Source organism: Winogradskyella maritima (assembly GCF_042650215.1).
Taxonomy (GTDB): domain Bacteria; phylum Bacteroidota; class Bacteroidia; order Flavobacteriales; family Flavobacteriaceae; genus Winogradskyella; species Winogradskyella maritima.
The window spans coordinates 1,800,137-1,819,196 of the sequence record NZ_JBHSAT010000004.1 but is presented as its reverse complement, the minus strand read 5'-3'; the positions used below and the strand labels follow the sequence as shown (position 1 = coordinate 1,819,196).

Here is a 19,060-nt window from a genome sequence, read left to right as displayed (position 1 = left end):
TCTCTTAAATGAAATCTCTTAGAGGACTTTTACTATGTTCTGCTTTTATAATATCATACACACTCACTTATTCTCAAAGCGAAGAAAAAAAATTACTTAGAGCAATTGAACTAGGTAAAGATTCTAGTTTAATTGAAGCATACTTTAATTTGGGTAAGTTTCATTATTTCAAATCAGGCAAAGGTGATTCCCTTATCTTTTATGGTACTAAAGCACTCAATCTATCGCAATCACTTAATTATGATGACCAATACCTAGAATCCATAAAATATATTGGCACTGGCCATTTTGCTAATGGAGATTATGATAAGGCCAATGATTTTTTTTATAAAGGGCTCAATCATTCCGAAAGTTTAAATAATAAAAAAAGCATTGCTGACTTTCATTTTAGGCTTGGGACTTTATCTCAAAACGTTGGGGATAATAAGCAAGCTATATCACACATGGTTAGCGCATCTACATATTCAAAACAAATTGACGACTACAAAACCGAGGCAAACGCATACTATGGTATTTCTGGGATTTACGCCGAGGAAAAACAAGAAGAAAAGCAGTTAGAGTACATTGAAAAATCTCTACAAATAATAAAAAATCATAAAATTAACGATGCCTATCTGGAAACTATCATTTACACAGACGCTTCTGAGACATATTTAGAAAATTATATTGTAGGCAACGAAAAGTATTTTGAAAACCTGTTCTTAACTTACTCAGCCAAAGCATTAAGTATTGCCACAAAAAATAAATTTGAAGGTCGAAAAAATGTCCTTTATTCAATCTTTGGAAAATATTTTAATCATAAAGGAGATTATAATAAAGCGCATGATTATGCCTTAAAAATAATAAATTCCGATGTTAGAGTAACTGACGCTTCACTAATCAATGCCTATTCTCTTTTAGTAAAATCATACACTAAAAAAAACAATCAACCACTCGCTTATAGATATCTCGATTCTTTAAATACGTTGAATTTAAAATACAAAGCGTCATATGGGGAAGCTATCTCAACTTTGTCCTATGAAACTTATAAATACTTTGGAAATAAGGACCTGGCTTTAAAAGCTATTGAAGAGCGTATTGAACACATGAAAGAGCTAAATGACCTTTCAAAGTCAAAGGCTTTAAATGAATTAGAAGTTAAATATCAGTCGCAAATAAAAGATTCTGAAATTAAGAACCTGTCTCAACAACAAAGAATTGATGCATTAGAACTAAAAAACAAACAAGCTGAAGTAAATCATTTGTCTTTTCTATTAGTTGTCGGCATTGCTTTTATTGTGGTGTTTTTCTTAATCTCAAAACATCTTCAACTTAAAAAAGTAAAACTTATAAATAATAATCTTTCGGATGCACTGCACAAGCAGTTAGAACTAGAGAAGGAATTATCTGATGTAAGAGACGAAATTGCTCAAGACTTTCATGATGACCTTGGCAACAAATTGGCTCGTATTTCACTGCTATCAAATCTCGTAAGTGGTGAATCATCAATTAAAAATTCAAAAATAAAATCTAAAATAAAGCAAATCACAGATGATGCTAATGGGCTCTATCAAGGTACGCGAGACTTTGTGTTTTCTTTAAAGTCCAATAGTGATTACATTGAAGAAGTTGCGACCTATTTGTCGGATTTCGGCGAAGATTTCTTCAATAAAACGCCCATTAAATTTATGGTTCAAAAAAATATTGTGTTAGATGCCAAATTACCACATTACTGGAATAAACAACTTATATTCATTTTTAAGGAAGCTATGACAAATGCATTAAGACATTCAAAATGCACAATGGTTACATTGTCTTTCACTTATGATAATCAAAGATTAAAGATAGAATGCAGGGATGACGGCATTGGTATGTCGGGCCAAGAAATTGAATCATCAAATGGTATTTTAAACATGAAAAAACGCGCAGAAAAAATTGGAGGTTTGCTTACTATAAATTCAGATGTAGAAACAGGCACTACTGTTTATTTTGAGGGCAAAACTAAAGATAAACATGAAGCATAAAGTCGTTATAATTGAAGACAACATACCTTTAAGCGAAGCTTTTAAGGAGGTAATTAACAACACTTCAGAATTTAAAGTCGTGGCAACGTATACCAATTGTGAAATGGCGCTGGAAAATCTAAGACAAGATGGTGCGACACTATTTCTTATGGATATTGACTTGCCTGGTATGGATGGTGTTGAAGGCACCAAAGCAATAAAAAAAGTATTTCCTAAAGCCAACATTATTATGGTTACGGTTTACGAAAACTCAGATATGGTATTCAATGCCCTTTGTGCTGGCGCATCGGGATATCTCACAAAAAATCTTAAGCCAAAAGAATTGGTTGATGCCTTACATGAAAGTGTTTCTGGCGGTGCGCCTATGAGTATAAAAATTGCAAAAATGGTAGTTACATCATTTCAAAAAAAACCAAGCAAGATTGAACTTTCAAATCGTGAAAAAGATGTTCTACAACAATTATCTGAAGGCAATAGCTATGACAACATTGCAGAAAACCTCTTCATTAGCAAAAACACTATAAAATTTCATTTAAAGAATATCTATATAAAACTTCAAGTCAATTCAAATATAGAAGCCATTCAAAAAGCCAATAAAGAAAATCTTATTTAAAAACTACCCGTTCGGGTAAATCAAGCATAAGTCTTGATAGCTAATTTTATCTCATTAACATTAAAAACTTTATCATGAGAAAATTAGCTTTTTTTCCATTCTTACTTGTTTGCTTTCTTTGCCTTTCACTTACAGCTCCAGAAATTGGTTTAGACAATAAACAAGTCGTTGGTTTTTTACCTGCCAATTGCAATGAGCCTGTCCATTTCAGGATTGATAGTCAAGAACCCTGTGCTATTTTAAACGTTAATCCGGATACCGGAGAATTATTCAGAAGAAAAAAGATTTCTGGTCTTTGTGGTAATTACAATGACTCCGAAAGTACAACTGTTTCAATCAATTATACCGTTACTAATTACGATGGTGTTACCCAAGGAAACTTTATAATTATTGATTTGGAAGAGGAAGAGTAGTTTGAGGAAGAGTAATATAGTGTTGCTTTTAATCAATTGAGGGGGAAAAGTGCCGAGTATTAAACTTGGCACTTTTTAGTTTACAATCTACCCATTAGGGTAGTACACCGCTAGGGTTGTCCTCCTAATTTTACTGAAACACTTAAAACCTATTTATTATGATTAAAAATTTACTTTATTTTTCACTTTTTGCAGTTTCACTTTCACAAGCCCAAGTAAATTTAGTTAAAGATATTAATCCCGGTGTAGCAGATGGGATTCCTATTTATGGCAACAATGTTATAAATCAAATTTCCTTTAATAATATTTTGCTATTTGCTGGGCGAGATGATGTTAACGGTATAGAATTGTGGAAAACTGACGGTACTTCTAGCGGTACAATTCTTGTAAAGAATATTTCTCAATTGGGCGATTCTGAGCCTCAAGGTTTCTATAAATGGGAGCTTACTGGTAATGTCTATTTTTCAGCAAGTAATAGTACAAACCCAGGTCTTAACTTTGAACTTTGGGAAACAGATGGTACACCTTCTGGAACAAATACCTACGGATTTGAATTAAATGATAGTGGTTCAAGTTCACCTATGAATTTTGCAACAATAGACGGGGTAAGTGGTAGACTTCTTTTTTCAGCAGATTATGAAAGAGGCAATGCCAACAATGGTATAGAGATATGCTTTGCAGATGCATCATCAACAACGTCTTTACTCGGACAATTAAATGGTGAAAATAATGGTGTGGATGATGACTCTTCTCCTAAAGATTTCACTCTCTTTAACAATATGTTATATTTTACCGCAGACAATAATTTACCAAGTGGTAATTATGGTCGTGAGCTTTTTCAAACAAATACACTTTCTAGCGGGACTACCAGGCTTACAGATATTAATCCCAACGGTGGAGATAGCAATCCAGAACATCTGACAGTTTTCAATAACCGATTATATTTCACTGCATTTTCACCAACTTTAGGAAATGAAATTTTCAGAATAACTACTAACGGTTCGGTTACTAATCTGAAAAATATAAATCCAGGAAATGCAGACAGTAACGCAGATGAATTGATTGTATATAATAATCAATTATTTTTTACTGCGGATGATGGTAACAATGGAAAGGAACTGTGGTCCAGTACAGGTTTTGGCTCTACTACAAATATGCTAATTAACATCAATCCTAATGGCAACAGTAGTCCTGACAATCTCACTATTTTCAATAATAAACTTTATTTTGGTGCTGATGATGGCACAAACGGCGTTGAACTCTGGGTTACTGATGGTACAAGTTCAGGGACAGTAATGTTAAAAGATATAAATCCTTCTGGAGAAAGTACACCACAAGGTTTTATAGAATATTTTGGTGAACTATATTTTAATGCGGACGATGGTGTTAACGGACGTGAACTTTGGAAAACAGATGGTACGTCAGCAGGTACAGTTTTAGTTGAGGATATTGAAACCGGTGTTTTTGGTAGCGACCCTTTAAATTTTGTGGTGGCAGGTAACCAATTGTTCTTTTCAGCATCAACTACTGCAACAGGACGCGAGCTGTTTAGATATATTGACGCTTCATTGTCCAATGAAGAATTTGAACTATCAAATTCCGTTTTAATTTATCCCAATCCAACTAAGCATAGTTTTAGCATAGATTCAAAATTCAATGTAGAAGATGCTAAGCTTTATGATGTACAAGGGAAGCTCGTAAAGATTTTAGATATAAGCTTCGAAACGTTTAATGTAACTGATATTAAATCAGGTATTTACTTTGTAAAACTTAAAATGGAAAACGGATTGAGTCACACGGAAAAATTAATCATTGATAATTAAAATGGGGTTTTATCATCTTTATAAAAAATATAGACTAGAGCTGTTTCTTATATGCTTCTATTCTGTAACCCTATTAATTATTTACCTAAATCTATCCTAGTCCCAATCTAGATTTAGAATTTAAAAGCACTCAAAATTGAGTGCTTTTTTAATTTATTTACATCCAAAATGCTATTTTGGCATCACTATTGAAAATACTTAGTTAGAAACCCCTAAAAACTAAGATTATGAGAAAAATTACACTACTCTTCATCATCACGGTTTTTGCGCTGTCTTGCTCCGGCAAGAAACGGGTAGCAGAGGCTGTAGACAATGGCAACTACAATGAGGCCATTTACGATGCTATTAACAAGTTAAAAGGCAATAAGGATGCACGCCGAAAGCAAGACTACGTGGCATTGCTCAAAGATGCCTACGTTAAAGCCAATGAGCGCGATTGGCAAGCCATAAAAGAGCTGAAAGCTTCTAAAAATCCTGAATACTTTCAGCGTATTTACGAAACCTATGTGGCGCTTAACAAAAGACAGCAGGCGGTTAAGCCGTTAATGCCTTTGCAATACAGAGGGCGAAATGTACCTTTTGATTTTCAAGATTATTCGTCGGAATTAGCGGTTGCTAGAGATAATGTATCCGACCATTTTTACGAAACTGGCATTGAATTGCTAGAATCGGACGATAAAGCCACCATTAGAGAGGCTTACGATGTATTGAATTATATTGAAAACATCAATCCTAATTACGAAAAAACCCGTGAACTGATGGACGAAGCCCACGAGCGAGGAACCATTCATGTTGCGGTTTCGATTGAAAACAAAACACGACAAGTCATTCCAAGACGATTGGAAGACGCTCTACTCGATTTTGATACTTACGGTCTTAATCAGTTTTGGATGGCCTATTACGCCAATCCAAATCCTGAAGCGGACTATGACTACGCCATGCAATTGCAGTTAGCCCGAATCAATATTTCGCCAGAACGTGTAAGCGAACGCGAAATTATTAGAGAACAAGATATCGTTGACGGTTGGCGTTACCAAAAAGATGCAGACGGTAACATTAAAACCGACAGTTTAGGTAATAAACTGAAGGAAGATAAAATCGTACGTGTACGAGCACGATTGTTTGAATTTGCACAGCAAAAATCCTCTCAGATTATCGCTAGCGTGATTTTTTCAGACCTCAAGAATAAAGAAGTCATCGATAGTTTTGATATTGATAGTGGTTTTGTTTTCGATAATATCTATGCAAGATTTAGAGGCGACAAACGCGCATTGACCAGAGACGATTTAAACCTAATCCGAAACAGAGCTATCCCGTTTCCAACAAACGAACAGATGGTTTTTGACTCTGGCGAAGATTTAAAATTAAAGCTGAAACGGATTATACAGGACTATAGGATTTAGTTCAAAGTTCAAAGGAAATTAGATGGCTATAAAAGTCTATGAATAGTAAAGGGGTAAATTTGTATTAAATTTATCCCTTTTTTAGGTGCAATTTTAACAAACCCAAATGAACATAGTCAGAACATTCATACATACAAATAAAGACATCCACGGAAATTGTGTTTCTGAATTTTTACTGCCAAATATTGCCGAAAACAAACCAAATTTTATTGGAATGACTTCGGGCAAATCTTATGATAAAGGTTTGATTGTTGGAACGAGCAGAAAATGGGATGAAAACATTCTTTTTAACGAATTTAAAAAAGTAAAAAGCGTTGGACTTTTTGGGCGAAAACGAAAAAAGCAGATTCTAAAAAACTACATCGCGCAAATACCAAAAATAGGGGAAGAACATCCTGACTCAATTGTGAAACTTGATTACGATTTGAGTTTGGTAAGAGTGGAATCCCGAACTGAATTTTTAAACCGAACCAAACCGAAACCAAAATCTATTTCAAAAAAGATTAAGGAAAGTTACTTGAATTTATCTCAAGCTTGTCTGAATGAAGAACATTTGTCTGAATTTCAGTCTTTCGTAAAAACTTTAAAGGATTATAATGGACATTGGAAATATGGAACAACTCTGAATTTTGTACATGAGTTTTTAAATCAAAAAAAGATATTTTTTTTCCTGGTTTTAGACTGGAAAGCCGGAATTTCGGATTTGAATTGGATTTTGAATTTAGCATTCGAAAAAAACTTTAAAGAAAAAGTTGAACTTCCAAGTCCTGATGATTATCCAGAAAGAGCATCTGTTTCTTATGACAATGTGTTTTGCGATTATAAAAAAGTATTGAATAAGTTGAATTTTGATATCACCATTTTAGATACAGATAGTGACCAATATGTACTTTTATTACACAAACTGTCTGAAAAAGATAATATTTCGGAATCAATCACTGGAATTGAGTTTAAGAAAATGAAAATAAACTGCACCTAAAGACAAATCAACACCACATCCACCCAAACTACGACGAAGTTGTGAACGACTAAACAATTAACCGACTAAACAACAAACTCCTAAACAATAAAATGAAACTTGTCTTCGCCACCAACAACCCCAACAAACTTAAAGAAGTACAATCTTTAGTGCCCAAGCACATTGAACTTTTGAGTTTAGAAGATATTGGCTGTACCGAGGACATTCCCGAAACCCAACCAACGATTGAAGGTAACGCTATTCAAAAAGCGGAGTACCTAAAAGAGCACTACGGCTACGATTGCTTTGCGGACGATACAGGATTGGAAGTCGATGCTTTAAACGGCGAGCCAGGCGTATATTCGGCACGCTATGCCGGGCCACAGCGTGATTCCGAAGATAATATGAATAAGTTGTTGATGAATCTTGCTGATAAAGACAACCGTGATGCACAGTTTAAAACCGTGATTGCCTTACATCTTAATGGCAAGCTGAAAACCTTTACTGGGATTTGCAGAGGAAGCATTACCAAAACTAAACAAGGCGATAAAGGCTTTGGTTATGACCCCATTTTTAAAGCTAAAGGCTACAATCAAACCTTTGCGGAAATTACTTTAGAAGAAAAAAACAGAATTGGACATCGGGGAAAGGCTATTAGACATCTGGTTATGTATTTAAATAATCTAGTATAGTTTCAACAAATGGAGCCTTTTGCTTAACATTTTTAGTTCTGATGCCCTAACTTGCAGAAACAACTTAAAAAAATGAAAGCATACCAACTAAAAGACCAAGTCAGCGAGTTTATTCAGGTCGCTATAGGGATAACCTTGGCCAGCATTGGGCTTAAAGCTTTTCTATTGCCTAATGGCTTTTTAGATGGTGGTGTTACGGGGATTGCCATTCTGTTGAGTGAGGTGTTTGATGTGAAGGCCTCTATCATATTACCCATCATTTCCATTCCGTTTTTTGTCATTGGGTATTTTAAGATTACCAATCGTATTCTCATTAAATCCGTCATTTCCATTCTCGTACTTTCTGTGATGATTCATGTGGAAAATTTTGAATCCATTACCGACGACAAACTTATCATTGCTACCTTCGGCGGGCTATTTTTAGGTGTTGGCATTGGCTTGGCGATTAAAAATGGTGCGGTGTTGGACGGTTCGGAATTACTAGGTATTTTCTTTAATAATAACTTCGGAATTTCAATCGGGTCCGTTATACTCATCTTTAATATTGTACTCTTCGGAATAACGGCATTGGTACTCACTCCTGAAGTCGCCATGTATTCCATCCTCACTTACTTGGTTACGAGCAAGGCGATTGATTTTACCATTCAAGGCTTTGAAAATTACGTGGGTTTGATGGTCATTTCAAAAAAGAGCGAAGCCGTTCAACTTGAATTATCCGAAAAGAATGGCCAAGGCATCACTGTGTACAAAGGTGGTAAAGGCTACGGTAAAAAAGGCATGCGCCAAACGGAAGAAATCATTCATCTCGTTATCAACCGTATCGACCTACGTCGCATAGAACGTATCATTGATGACATTGACCACGAAGCCTTTATCATAGAATTTGATGTGAATAATATTAAAGGTGGTAAGCTGAAGAAGTATTTGAGCTAAAGAAATTCAAATTGTAGAATCACATGAGCTTAAAAACACTGAAATTCATAACTTTATAGACAAATCCCTCAACAATCGCATATAAAATTCAATCAACACTCATCATGAAAAAACAAAAGTACACTACGAAATTACTCGCCATACTAATTCTTATAAGTTCTATGTCGGGAGTAGTTGCTCAAGCGAATCCCACCTATTCCGAAGCTGTAGAAGCCAGAATTAAAGCTGTAGAAAATAGTCTTCGGGATAAACCATTAGATTCAAACAGCACAGCTCTAAATCTTTTGGAGCGGATGAAAGTCCACAAAACGCCTGCTGTGAGTATTGCTGTTATCAAAAACTACGAATTAGATTGGGCCAAAGCTTATGGCTTTGCAGATAAAGAAACTCAAATCCCCGCAACAACTGAGACGCTATTCCAAGCGGCATCTATAAGCAAGTCCTTAAATGCGGTCGGGGTTTTACGATGGGCAGAAACCAATACCATAGATTTAAATGCAGATATCAATACCTATTTAAAAAACTGGACTTTTGAAAACAGAAAAAAAGCCAATGGTAAAACAATAAGTATTGCTAATCTACTGTCGCACACTGCCGGACTATCGGTTCATGGTTTTGGCGGTTATGAAGTTGGTGATGCATTGCCTACTACTATTCAAATTTTAGATGGAAAAAAACCTACAAATACAAAGAAGATAAAATCGCTTTTTGAACCTAATACTAAATTTAAATATTCTGGAGGAGGCACAACGATTACACAATTGATTCTCGAAGACAATACAGGCCTCAACTACGGTATTTATATGAAAGAGCAAATCCTCAATCCAATAGGAATGACCGATAGTTTTTTTACGCAACCACCACCAAAAGATGAGCCACTAGCTACTGGGCACTGGTCTAAAGGTGAGCCTTTAAAAACGAAATATCATGTCTACCCAGAAATGGCCGCCGCTGGCTTATGGACGACACCTACAGACCTCTCAAAGTATATCATTGAAATGCAGAAATCTTTAAAGGGCGAGTCCAATAAGCTCCTATCTAAAGACATGACAGAAAAAATGATGACACCATTCTTAGAAGGAGAAGCCACAGGTTTTGGTGTCTTCATTTCTGAAATTTTAGGCGAAAAGTACTTTCAACACGGTGGTAGTAATGAAGGCTTTAAGTGTCATTATTATGCCAGTTTAGAAGATGGAAATGGCGTAGTCGTGATGGTTAACTCCGAAAACTATGACATCATCACAGAAATTTTTAGAAGTGTGGTAAAGGTTTATGAGTGGTAGGTTATTTACATGAAATTAAAATCAATAAGCGTTATTATTTATTGTTAATTTAAAAAAGTTTACTTCTCTTTCTTTTGATAAGAAAGTTGGTGTGGCTATCGAAATGGACAAACAAATCTGAGTGTATCTCAGCATTAAAAAAAAGAATTTGACTTATTTGATAATCGGAATTTTAATATCGTTTATTTTATATCCAATTTTTTCAGCCAAAGCTCAACTAGACAAGGATAATAAAGAAAAACCATATACGACTGTTACAATTCTTATGGCAATGGCGATATTTCTATCGATAATTCTATCGATAGCAATCGCATTAAATGCCGATATGCCTGCAAGTATTGGTCATGGAGGCTTTATGTATATTATTGGCCCTGGTTTTTATGGGATACTTGTTTTAATTTTGTATTTGGTTTCCGTTGGAGTTAGACCAGAATGGAAATTTGTTTCAGGGTTAGCTTGTATTCTAATAAATATTTCAATAGGATTTTACTATTTCATTTGATGATTTAAATCAGAAAATGCAAACAGGACCTGTTACGTAGCGTTTTAGTTTCTCAGGAGTTTATGGCGTCAATTAGGCTCATACTTAACTTTAATCCAGTCTACATTCTATCGGGATTAGATGTAGACATATCTGTCAATCGAAACCGTAACCTAAAAAACGTCCAAGTCAAATAAAAGTGTATCTTTGCGGCTTGAAAACCAGAGGACTGGTTTTCTAATTAATTCCTCAGGGTGAGGATGTGTTACCAGAAGTCTTAGGTTTAAGTATGTCGATTCGCTTCTCATGTAACACTGCATAATATAATCGAATACTTACTTAAGAATGAGCACATTCAAAGATTTAGGTCTTAATGAAGACCTATTGCAGGCTATTACGGATATGGGTTTTGAAACCCCAAGTGAAGTCCAAGCACAAGCAATTCCACTTTTATTAAACGAAGAAGACCGTGATTTGGTCGCACTAGCACAAACCGGTACAGGTAAAACGGCCGCATTTGGTTTTCCTATGCTCCAAAAAATTGATGTCGATAGCAGAACCACTCAAGGTCTAATTTTGTCACCAACACGGGAGCTTTGTCTTCAAATTACTAACGAAATTAAAGCCTACGGTAAATACTGTAACGGCCTAAATGTAGTTGCCATATATGGTGGTGCCAGCATTACCGACCAAGCCAAGCAGGTAAAACGTGGTGCGCAGATTGTTGTAGCGACACCTGGCCGTATGAAGGATATGATTAGCCGTCGTATGGTGGATATTTCAAAAATCCAATACAGTGTATTAGATGAAGCGGATGAAATGTTGAACATGGGCTTCTATGAAGACATTACTGAGATTTTATCGCACACACCAGAAGATAAAAGCACATGGTTATTCTCGGCGACTATGCCAAAGGAAGTAGCTACTATAGCTAAAAAATTCATGTATAACCCGTTGGAAATTACCGTCGGGAACAAAAATGAAAGTACCAATAACGTTTCGCACGAATATTATTTAGTGAACGCTAGAGACCGTTATTTAGCCTTAAAACGTTTGGCAGATGCCAATCCGGATATCTTTTCCGTGATTTTCTGTCGTACGAAGCGCGATACCCAAAAAGTAGCTGAAAACTTAATTGAAGATGGTTATAGTGCTGGTGCATTACATGGCGATTTAAGCCAGAATCAGCGTGATTTGGTCATGAAATCTTTCCGAAACAAGCAAATACAGATGTTGGTCGCTACCGATGTGGCCGCTCGTGGTATTGATGTAGATGATATTACCCACGTGATTAACTACCAATTACCAGACGAAATTGAAACCTATACGCACCGTTCGGGTCGTACAGGTCGCGCTGGAAAGACTGGTGTTTCTATGGTGATTGTTTCAAAAAGTGAATTGCGTAAAATCAAATCTATTGAGCGCATCATTAAAAAACAGTTTGAAAAGAAAGAGATTCCATCTGGTATGGAAATCTGCGAAGTACAATTGATGTCCCTTGCCAACAAAGTCCATAACACGGAGACTGGCAATGAGATGGAAAAGTATCTGGACAGTATCAACGACATGTTTGAAGACGTTTCTAAGGAAGATTTAATCAAAAAATTCTTCTCTGTAGAATTCAACCGTTTCTTCAATTATTACCAAAAATCGAAGGATTTATCGGTTGTCGATTCAAGAGATAGTGGTGGTGGCGAGCCTCGAAAATCCAACAACGAATCACGTTACTTCATTAATATAGGTCGTAAAGACGGTTACGATTGGATGTCTATGAAAGACTTCCTAAAAGAGCAGTTAGACCTAGGTCGTGACGATGTCTTTAAAGTTGACGTAAAGGACAGTTTTTCATTCTTTAATACGGACAAGAACATTCAGGAAAAGGTGTTGGCTTACTTCACCGACTTTAAATACGAAGGCCGCTTTTTCAATGTGGAAGTTTCAGAAGACAAAGGTCGTAGTGGTCGTGGTGGCGGTGGTCGCCGCTCTGGTGGCGGTGGCGGAGGATTCCGCGGTCGTAGACGTAGTGATGACAAGCCAAGAGGCGATAGACGCTCAAAACGAAGTAACGAACGGTCTAACGACAGTGGTGGTTTCTCAGGAAAACGCCGTAGCCGAAGTGATGATGGTGGTGGAAGAAAGCGCTCTGCTTCACCTTCAGACAGACCGAGACGTTCGAGAAGATAAGCTCCTATTTGTCCGCCTAATGTGGACATCTTTCCAAAGGGAAGAAGACTAAGGACTAAAATCTCTTGACTCAAAAACTAAACGCCGTTAACATTGTTTTCGGCTTTTAGTTTTTGGCAAGTTTCTTGTTAATATTACGTCAAAAGAATGGAGTTGGAATTAATAGTCCATTTTGTTTATTACCTTTAGCCTGTGTTAAATCGCACTACATATATTCTCTTTTTTGCCCTGCTCCTCTTTGGTTTTACAGCAGTGGCACAAGAATCTGATACCGCTAACGATGAGCCTACCAAAGTACGAGGGACCATCATTAGTACAACCACCAATGGCCCATTGGTTGATGTTAATATCGTTAACCTTAATCAAGTTATTGGTACGATTACTAATGACGAAGGGATTTTTGAAATTCGAGCGCAAGTCAATGACACATTACATTTATCGTTTTTAGGGTATAAATCGGTTAAAGTCCGTGTGACTAACGACTGGATTAAATTTGGAAACACAGAGATTGCGATGACAGAATCAGCGTTAGCGCTTGAAGAAGTCGTAGTTAATCAATTAAAACTCACTGGTTATCTCGAAGTAGATATGGCCAACGTCCCGATTAGAAGTAACAATAGATTCCGAATTTCGGGTCTACCTAATCAAGGCTATGAAGGTGGACAGACCAATGTGGTGAACAAAGTATTGGGGGCAATTTTTAATCCTGCAGATTTGCTTTACAATATGTTCGGGAAAAAGCCGAATGAAATGCGAAAGCTCAAAAAAATGAAGCAAGATGATGAAATTAGAAATCAGCTCGCCTCTCGTTTTGACCGTGAAATGCTTACGGTTTTACTTCAAGTTGATAAATACGATTTGGATGAAATTGTCAGCCAATGCAACTATTCCCGCGATTTTATTCGTTCTGCCAATGACCTGCAAATGTTGGACGCCATTAGTCAATGTTACGAAGAATACAAGGTTCTAAATCGTAATGCGGAGCGAAAGCGTAAATCGAATTAGCAATATTCTCTATTCTCTATTATTTATTAGAATGCAAGGCAATTCGATTACCTTCAGAATCTATAAAAACACCCATGGAACCGTGTTCTTCGGATATTTTTGTTTTTCCTAAATAGATTTTTCCACCGGCATCTTCTACCCTATTCAATTCTGTTGTGATGTCTTCCGACTTAAAATACACCAAGGTACCTTCTTGACTGGGAATATAACTTTCTTGCTGAATGAGTGTTCCCGCGACGCCGTCACCCTCATTAAACGGTAACCACCCCATTTTCACTACGCCAAACTCCATTTCCTTAATTTCTATATCAAAAACTGTTTCGTAAAAGCTCTTGGCACGTGCCATATCATTGACGGGAATTTCAAACCAACTTATCATATCTCTATTTTTTATTCTCTAAATTCGGATATAAGTTACTGAATTTTAACAAATACAACGTCATTGCGAATCACGCCCAAGCGTGATGTGGCAATCTTTCAAATTGAATAAATACCATATTGTGATTGTTATGTCCTTTAGAACTTTCGGGGTCTTAGCAATGATAACAAAATGACAAATGTTCCTTTCATGCTTTAGAATCGTAAAACCGTGCGACGATCTTATCATAATCCTTGAGTGTCTTTTTAATCCAATCGAAACGCTTTTCTAAGATTTCAGCTTCAGAAAGTTGCCAAGCAATAGCACTGGCTTTTAATTTTGAAGTCACGTGTTGTAGAATAATAGCGGCCGAAACGGATATATTCAAACTTTCCGTAAAACCGACCATAGGAATTTTTAAAAACGAGTCAGCTTCGGATTTCACAGCATCGGACAGCCCTTCGGTTTCCCGCCCAAAGAAAAAACATGAGGGTTTGGAGATATCAAAATCCTGAAGATTACAGTCATCTACATGTGGTGTGGTTGCCACAATTTGATAGCCTTGTGATTTTAAATCCGAGATACAGGCTTTGGAACTATGATAGCGATTTAAATCCACCCATTTCTGTGCGCCCATAGCAATTTCGCGGTCTATGCGTTTGGAGTTGACTTCTTCGACAATATTCACTTCCTGTATACCAAATACATCACAAGAACGAATTACCGCACTTGTATTGTGCAACTGATAGACATCCTCCGTAGCCACGGTAAAATGTTTGGTGCGCTCGGCCAAAACCTTGTGGAATTTAGCAACACGGTTTGGGGTTAAAAAGCTTTCGAGATGGTGGAGTAAATCTAAATCGTGCATATCCAAAAATAGAAAAACCCGATGATAACATCGGGCTTTCAAATTGTATATTATTAAATACTAGTTGACGTTAGCACCAACATTTCCTTGGGCAACTAATGTTGCTAAGTCCGCCATACTTAAGTGTACATTAACGTAACCATCAACAGCAACTGCTTCGTCATAGCCAAATACTGAATCATCATCTAATGCTGACACATTTGTCTTACTAACACCTGTAGTTCCATCCACTTGATTAAAAGTAAAAACAATAGCACCTGGTGCTGTTGCTACACTTCCGGCGTGAATATGTGCAGGGTGCATACCACCATCTGGCGTTCCTATTAAAGAAATTGTAGCCAATGCATCACCATTAACACGCTCTTCAAAAGTTACATCACCACTAATTCCTGCAACATCAACAGTTGCTAAGGCATAAGTTGTAGATTCCCCAGTTAATTCGTTTTGTCCTATATCGCCTTGAGCAACGAGTGTAGCAAGGTCGTCCATACTTAAATGTACGTTAATGTAACCGTCATAAGCAAGGATGTTTTCAAAACTTATATCATCAAAATTTGTGCTACTTGTACCGGTAGTACCGTTCACGGCATTAAAGGTGTAGGCAATATCACCACCTTCTAAAGCTGTATTGTCATGAATATGTGCTGGGTGCATACCGCCGTCTGGTGTGTTTTGCAATGCCAGTGTAGCTAATACTTCACCATTAACTCGTTCTGTAAAAGTTGCAGTGCCACTAATGCCATCTACATCAACTTCTCCTAAAGCATATACTTTGGTTGTTGCGGTTAATTCGTTTTGCCCTATATCACCTTGAGCAACTAAGGTTTCCAATTCATTGGCGCTTAAATGTACATTGATGTAACCATCAAATTGTAAAAGTTGGTCGTAAGTAATGGACGTCCCATCATTCAAAGTAGATGTTGTCACTGTACTGAATCCTGTATCACCATTAACGGTTCCTAAAGTCAAGGCGATATCTCCACCTTCAGCTGCCGTATTAAAATGAATATGTGCAGGATGCTGTCCACCATCTGGTGTTCCTGTTAGTTGTAATTCAATAGTCGTGGAATTATCGGAATTCTCAACGAATCTTGCTGTTCCAGAAATTGAAGGATTGGCCACAGAGTTTAAAGTAAACAATTTACTCTCTCCTGTAGGTTGAATGTTCACGTCGTCATCGGAGTCACAGCTGGTAAAGAGTGCGACCGTAAAAATCAAAATGACTGATTTGATTAGAGTTTTCATAGTTTTTTATTTTAAGTTTACACGAAGATATCGGTGATAAGACCTCAAAATTGACCCATAACCTTATGTTATTGATGCATTATGAATTATAGCAATACCGTTTATCGAAATCGCACAGATATTATGTTATGAAGCACATTGTGGTTTTAACGGGCGCCGGAATGAGCGCTGAAAGTGGCTTAAAAACCTTTAGGGATAGTAATGGTCTGTGGGAAGGTCATGACGTTATGTCCGTAGCTTCACCTCAAGGTTTTGCTTCAAATCCCGGATTGGTTTTAGATTTTTATAATGAAAGGCGCCGCCAACTCAAAGATGTAGAACCGAACAGTGCGCATTCTGATTTAGCTAACCTCGAAAATGATTTTAAAGTATCTATAGTCACACAGAATGTTGACGATTTGCACGAACGCGCAGGAAGCACAAACGTACTGCACCTTCATGGTGAATTACGAAAAATACGAAGTACAGGAAATGACAGTGATATTAAAGATTGGACCGAAGATATTAATCTGGGTGATGTTTGCGAAAATGGCCATCAACTTCGTCCACATATTGTTTGGTTTGGGGAAGACGTACCTTTGATTGAAGATGCCATCACGATTTGTGAAACAGCAGATATTCTTATGATTATTGGAACCTCCATGCAAGTATATCCTGCAGCAGGATTGATGAATTATGTAAAGCTTAGCACACCTATTTATTTTATAGACCCCAATCCTGCAATGGAAAGTAACCGAAGATTAACCGTCATTGCTGAACCGGCTACTGTTGGGATTAAAACCGCCATTCAAATTATAAAAGAAAATGTATCAGAATAGATACCAATATAAATAGTAAACTAATCATCAGTACCCAATTTAAAAAAATCATTAACCGGTTTATTAAACACATCCGATAGTTTTAAAGCCAATACCGTGGAAGGCACATATCGATTTGCTTCAATGGAATTTATGGTTTGTCGGGACACACCTATTTTCTTTGCCAAATCATCTTGTGTTAAACTTAAAATGGCACGCTCAACCTTAATTGTGTTTTCCATTATCGGTTGCGTTTTAAAACTTCAAAAAATAGAATCTGTATAAACAGCATAAAGAACAACAGTTGAAAATAACTAAAGCCATTATCCTCACCTGCTTCATATAATAAACCATGTACTACGGTATCAATAAGAGGTTGCACTAAAGCATAAACAACACCAAATATAAATGCCAATGTGTAGGCCTTTCCTCTTAATGAAGCAATCATCTCATCCTCGTCCTTTTCTTTAGCCAATATTACAATTAGTAATCCGACTAAAAGAGAACGCTTTAAAAGCTCTTTAACCCAAAGAGGTGGCGTATCAATAAATTTTAGAGAAAGCATAGTAATAAACACGGTTAAGGACAAAAGTGCCCCTATGGTTTTCCATCTATTTGGTAATTGGAACCCTGATAGCTTTTCAATTTTGGTGCGTTCGCAGTCCTGAATTTCTTTTAGACCCATGACAAGTATATTTTATAATTAGTAAAATTATTTTTACTTAATGACAAATATACTTTACATTTTGAAATAAAAAAATATTATTTGTTTTTTTCTTCAATCCAGCGGCTCATATACTTAGTGCTTTGAAAAGAATGATGCATCAAAAGTTCGCCGATAAAATTGTCTTGGCGGTGTTTTATCCGATGTTCCTTTAAATGTTGAAGCTTTAATTTGAAGTCCTTTTCAAAATGTGTTTTATTGAAACGCTCATTAATGACCCTGAAACCGTTTCTTTGCTTTTCTTTCCAAATGGCTTTGTTAGAATAGAGAATTGCAGCTTTTTCCACAAACGAGTCTATCGTATCGGCAACAAAACCATTCGGAAACATTTCCCCAAACATCGCTTCTGACGCTATAGAAGACATCGCACAGGGCGTTCCATTTTGCATGGCATCGATGAGTTTGCCTTTAAGTCCGGCACCAAATCGTAAAGGTGCTAAACAGACTCTAGCGGTCTGCATGACTTCACTGACATCTTCTGCAAACCCCTTAATGAGAAAGCCTACCTTTTCGTTATGCAATTGCGTGACTTTTTGGGATTCGTAAGCGCCATAGATATGAAGTTCGGCCTCTGGTAATCGTTTTTTTAGTTCTGGCCAAATGGATTGTTTCAAGTATAAAACAGCATCATAATTAGGTGGATGCAGAAAATTACCGATGCTTATAAAGTGTTGACGTTCTTCAACAGTCGGTAATGTTTCAATTTGCTTTTCTGAAATGGGTTCCAGTAAAAACGGTAAATAATGAAGGAGCGGTTTCGGAATATTGAATTCAGTTTGAAGAAGTTCCATTTCAAATTCAGAAATCATCAAACTCAAGTCACAGCGGTAGATGGAGGCAATTTCGCGTTTAGCAACATCCGATTGTAAATCAGACCTTACCAAACCCCTATTTTCCTTTAAGGCCACTTCCCTAGCCTTTCGCAATGCATGAAAATCTTCAGTATCTAAAAGCCTAAGTGCATCCGGACAATGCTCGGCCACGCGCCACCCGAATTGTTCTTCGGTCATAAAACGGTCAAACAAAACCAACTGTGGTTGAAGCGTTTTTACAAAATCATCGAACGAACTGTCGTTAAGTTTTATGTTATGCGACTGAACACCAATTGCTTCTAAATCAAAAGCTTTTTCGGAATGTTTGGTCGCCGTTGCAAACTCCACCTTGAAACCTTGATGTTGCAACTGAGCTATCAATTGTAACATACGGCTTCCGGCGGCAGAACTTTTTGGCTCTGGCCACACAAAACCGATGACCAAGGCAACAGGCTTCTTCAATGG

The 19,060-nt window shown here is 36.8% G+C and carries 19 protein-coding genes; 13 read left to right on the top strand and 6 right to left on the bottom strand.

Features of this window, described 5'->3' with window-relative positions:
• The first annotated feature begins 8 nt into the window (after nucleotides 1-8).
• From ACFOSX_RS09365 to ACFOSX_RS09310, 12 genes are all read left to right on the top strand, one after another.
• On the top strand, nucleotides 9-2,003 hold the full coding sequence (locus tag ACFOSX_RS09365; RefSeq protein WP_386099730.1) for a tetratricopeptide repeat-containing sensor histidine kinase: 1,995 nt from the start codon (nucleotides 9-11) through the stop codon (nucleotides 2,001-2,003).
• Entirely contained in the window at nucleotides 1,993-2,616 is a 624-nt protein-coding gene (locus ACFOSX_RS09360) for a response regulator (RefSeq protein ID WP_386099727.1), read from the top strand. Before ACFOSX_RS09365 ends, ACFOSX_RS09360 begins: the two co-directional genes overlap by 11 nt.
• A 74-nt stretch (nucleotides 2,617-2,690) precedes the next feature.
• Entirely contained in the window at nucleotides 2,691-3,029 is a 339-nt protein-coding gene (locus ACFOSX_RS09355) for a hypothetical protein (protein WP_386099724.1), read from the top strand.
• A gap of 158 nt (nucleotides 3,030-3,187) precedes the next feature.
• On the top strand, nucleotides 3,188-4,852 hold the full coding sequence (locus ACFOSX_RS09350; protein WP_386099721.1) for an ELWxxDGT repeat protein: 1,665 nt from the start codon (nucleotides 3,188-3,190) through the stop codon (nucleotides 4,850-4,852).
• A 227-nt stretch (nucleotides 4,853-5,079) separates the two neighbouring features.
• Nucleotides 5,080-6,255: a hypothetical protein gene (locus ACFOSX_RS09345; RefSeq protein WP_386099718.1), complete on the top strand. Its 1,176-nt coding sequence runs from the start codon at nucleotides 5,080-5,082 to the stop codon at nucleotides 6,253-6,255.
• 106 nt (nucleotides 6,256-6,361) lie between these two features.
• On the top strand, nucleotides 6,362-7,234 hold the full coding sequence (locus tag ACFOSX_RS09340) for a DUF6630 family protein (RefSeq protein WP_386099715.1): 873 nt from the start codon (nucleotides 6,362-6,364) through the stop codon (nucleotides 7,232-7,234).
• Between the two features lie 92 nt (nucleotides 7,235-7,326).
• Entirely contained in the window at nucleotides 7,327-7,905 is a 579-nt protein-coding gene (locus tag ACFOSX_RS09335; protein ID WP_386099712.1) for a non-canonical purine NTP diphosphatase, read from the top strand.
• Nucleotides 7,906-7,977: 72 nt separating this feature from the next.
• Nucleotides 7,978-8,838 (top strand): YitT family protein, encoded by an 861-nt coding sequence (locus tag ACFOSX_RS09330; protein WP_386099709.1) that lies wholly within the window; start codon nucleotides 7,978-7,980, stop codon nucleotides 8,836-8,838.
• 104 nt (nucleotides 8,839-8,942) lie between these two features.
• Nucleotides 8,943-10,121, top strand: coding sequence for a serine hydrolase domain-containing protein (locus ACFOSX_RS09325; RefSeq protein WP_386099706.1), 1,179 nt, complete (start codon nucleotides 8,943-8,945; stop codon nucleotides 10,119-10,121).
• A gap of 148 nt (nucleotides 10,122-10,269) precedes the next feature.
• Nucleotides 10,270-10,623, top strand: a complete 354-nt coding sequence (locus tag ACFOSX_RS09320) for a hypothetical protein (protein ID WP_386099703.1) — start codon at nucleotides 10,270-10,272, stop codon at nucleotides 10,621-10,623.
• A gap of 324 nt (nucleotides 10,624-10,947) precedes the next feature.
• Nucleotides 10,948-12,786, top strand: a complete 1,839-nt coding sequence (locus ACFOSX_RS09315; RefSeq protein WP_386099700.1) for a DEAD/DEAH box helicase — start codon at nucleotides 10,948-10,950, stop codon at nucleotides 12,784-12,786.
• Nucleotides 12,787-12,978: 192 nt separating this feature from the next.
• A complete protein-coding gene (locus ACFOSX_RS09310) occupies nucleotides 12,979-13,791 on the top strand; it encodes a carboxypeptidase-like regulatory domain-containing protein (RefSeq protein ID WP_386099697.1) in 813 nt (270 codons plus the stop codon).
• 19 nt (nucleotides 13,792-13,810) lie between these two features.
• Here ACFOSX_RS09310 and ACFOSX_RS09305 read toward each other — a convergent pair whose 3' ends face one another.
• From ACFOSX_RS09305 to ACFOSX_RS09295, 3 genes are all read right to left on the bottom strand, one after another.
• The gene (locus ACFOSX_RS09305; RefSeq protein WP_386099694.1) at nucleotides 13,811-14,170 is read right to left on the bottom strand and encodes a VOC family protein; all 360 of its coding nucleotides are present in this window, start codon (nucleotides 14,168-14,170) and stop codon (nucleotides 13,811-13,813) included.
• 187 nt (nucleotides 14,171-14,357) lie between these two features.
• A complete protein-coding gene (locus ACFOSX_RS09300) occupies nucleotides 14,358-15,017 on the bottom strand; it encodes a TrmH family RNA methyltransferase (RefSeq protein ID WP_386100266.1) in 660 nt (219 codons plus the stop codon).
• 60 nt (nucleotides 15,018-15,077) lie between these two features.
• Nucleotides 15,078-16,262, bottom strand: coding sequence for a hypothetical protein (locus ACFOSX_RS09295; RefSeq protein ID WP_386099691.1), 1,185 nt, complete (start codon nucleotides 16,260-16,262; stop codon nucleotides 15,078-15,080).
• 128 nt (nucleotides 16,263-16,390) lie between these two features.
• Between ACFOSX_RS09295 and ACFOSX_RS09290 the strand changes: the two genes are divergently transcribed.
• On the top strand, nucleotides 16,391-17,080 hold the full coding sequence (locus ACFOSX_RS09290; protein WP_386099688.1) for an SIR2 family NAD-dependent protein deacylase: 690 nt from the start codon (nucleotides 16,391-16,393) through the stop codon (nucleotides 17,078-17,080).
• A 20-nt stretch (nucleotides 17,081-17,100) separates the two neighbouring features.
• Here ACFOSX_RS09290 and ACFOSX_RS09285 read toward each other — a convergent pair whose 3' ends face one another.
• The 3 genes from ACFOSX_RS09285 to ACFOSX_RS09275 all read right to left on the bottom strand — a co-directional run bounded on the left by ACFOSX_RS09285 (nucleotide 17,101) and on the right by ACFOSX_RS09275 (nucleotide 19,057).
• The gene (locus tag ACFOSX_RS09285) at nucleotides 17,101-17,301 is read right to left on the bottom strand and encodes a helix-turn-helix transcriptional regulator (RefSeq protein WP_386099685.1); all 201 of its coding nucleotides are present in this window, start codon (nucleotides 17,299-17,301) and stop codon (nucleotides 17,101-17,103) included.
• Complete coding sequence (locus ACFOSX_RS09280) at nucleotides 17,301-17,744, bottom strand: hypothetical protein (RefSeq protein WP_386099682.1); 444 nt, start codon at nucleotides 17,742-17,744, stop codon at nucleotides 17,301-17,303. Before ACFOSX_RS09280 ends, ACFOSX_RS09285 begins: the two co-directional genes overlap by 1 nt.
• A gap of 77 nt (nucleotides 17,745-17,821) precedes the next feature.
• Nucleotides 17,822-19,057, bottom strand: coding sequence for a glycosyltransferase (locus ACFOSX_RS09275; RefSeq protein ID WP_386099679.1), 1,236 nt, complete (start codon nucleotides 19,055-19,057; stop codon nucleotides 17,822-17,824).
• Nucleotides 19,058-19,060: the final 3 nt, after the last annotated feature.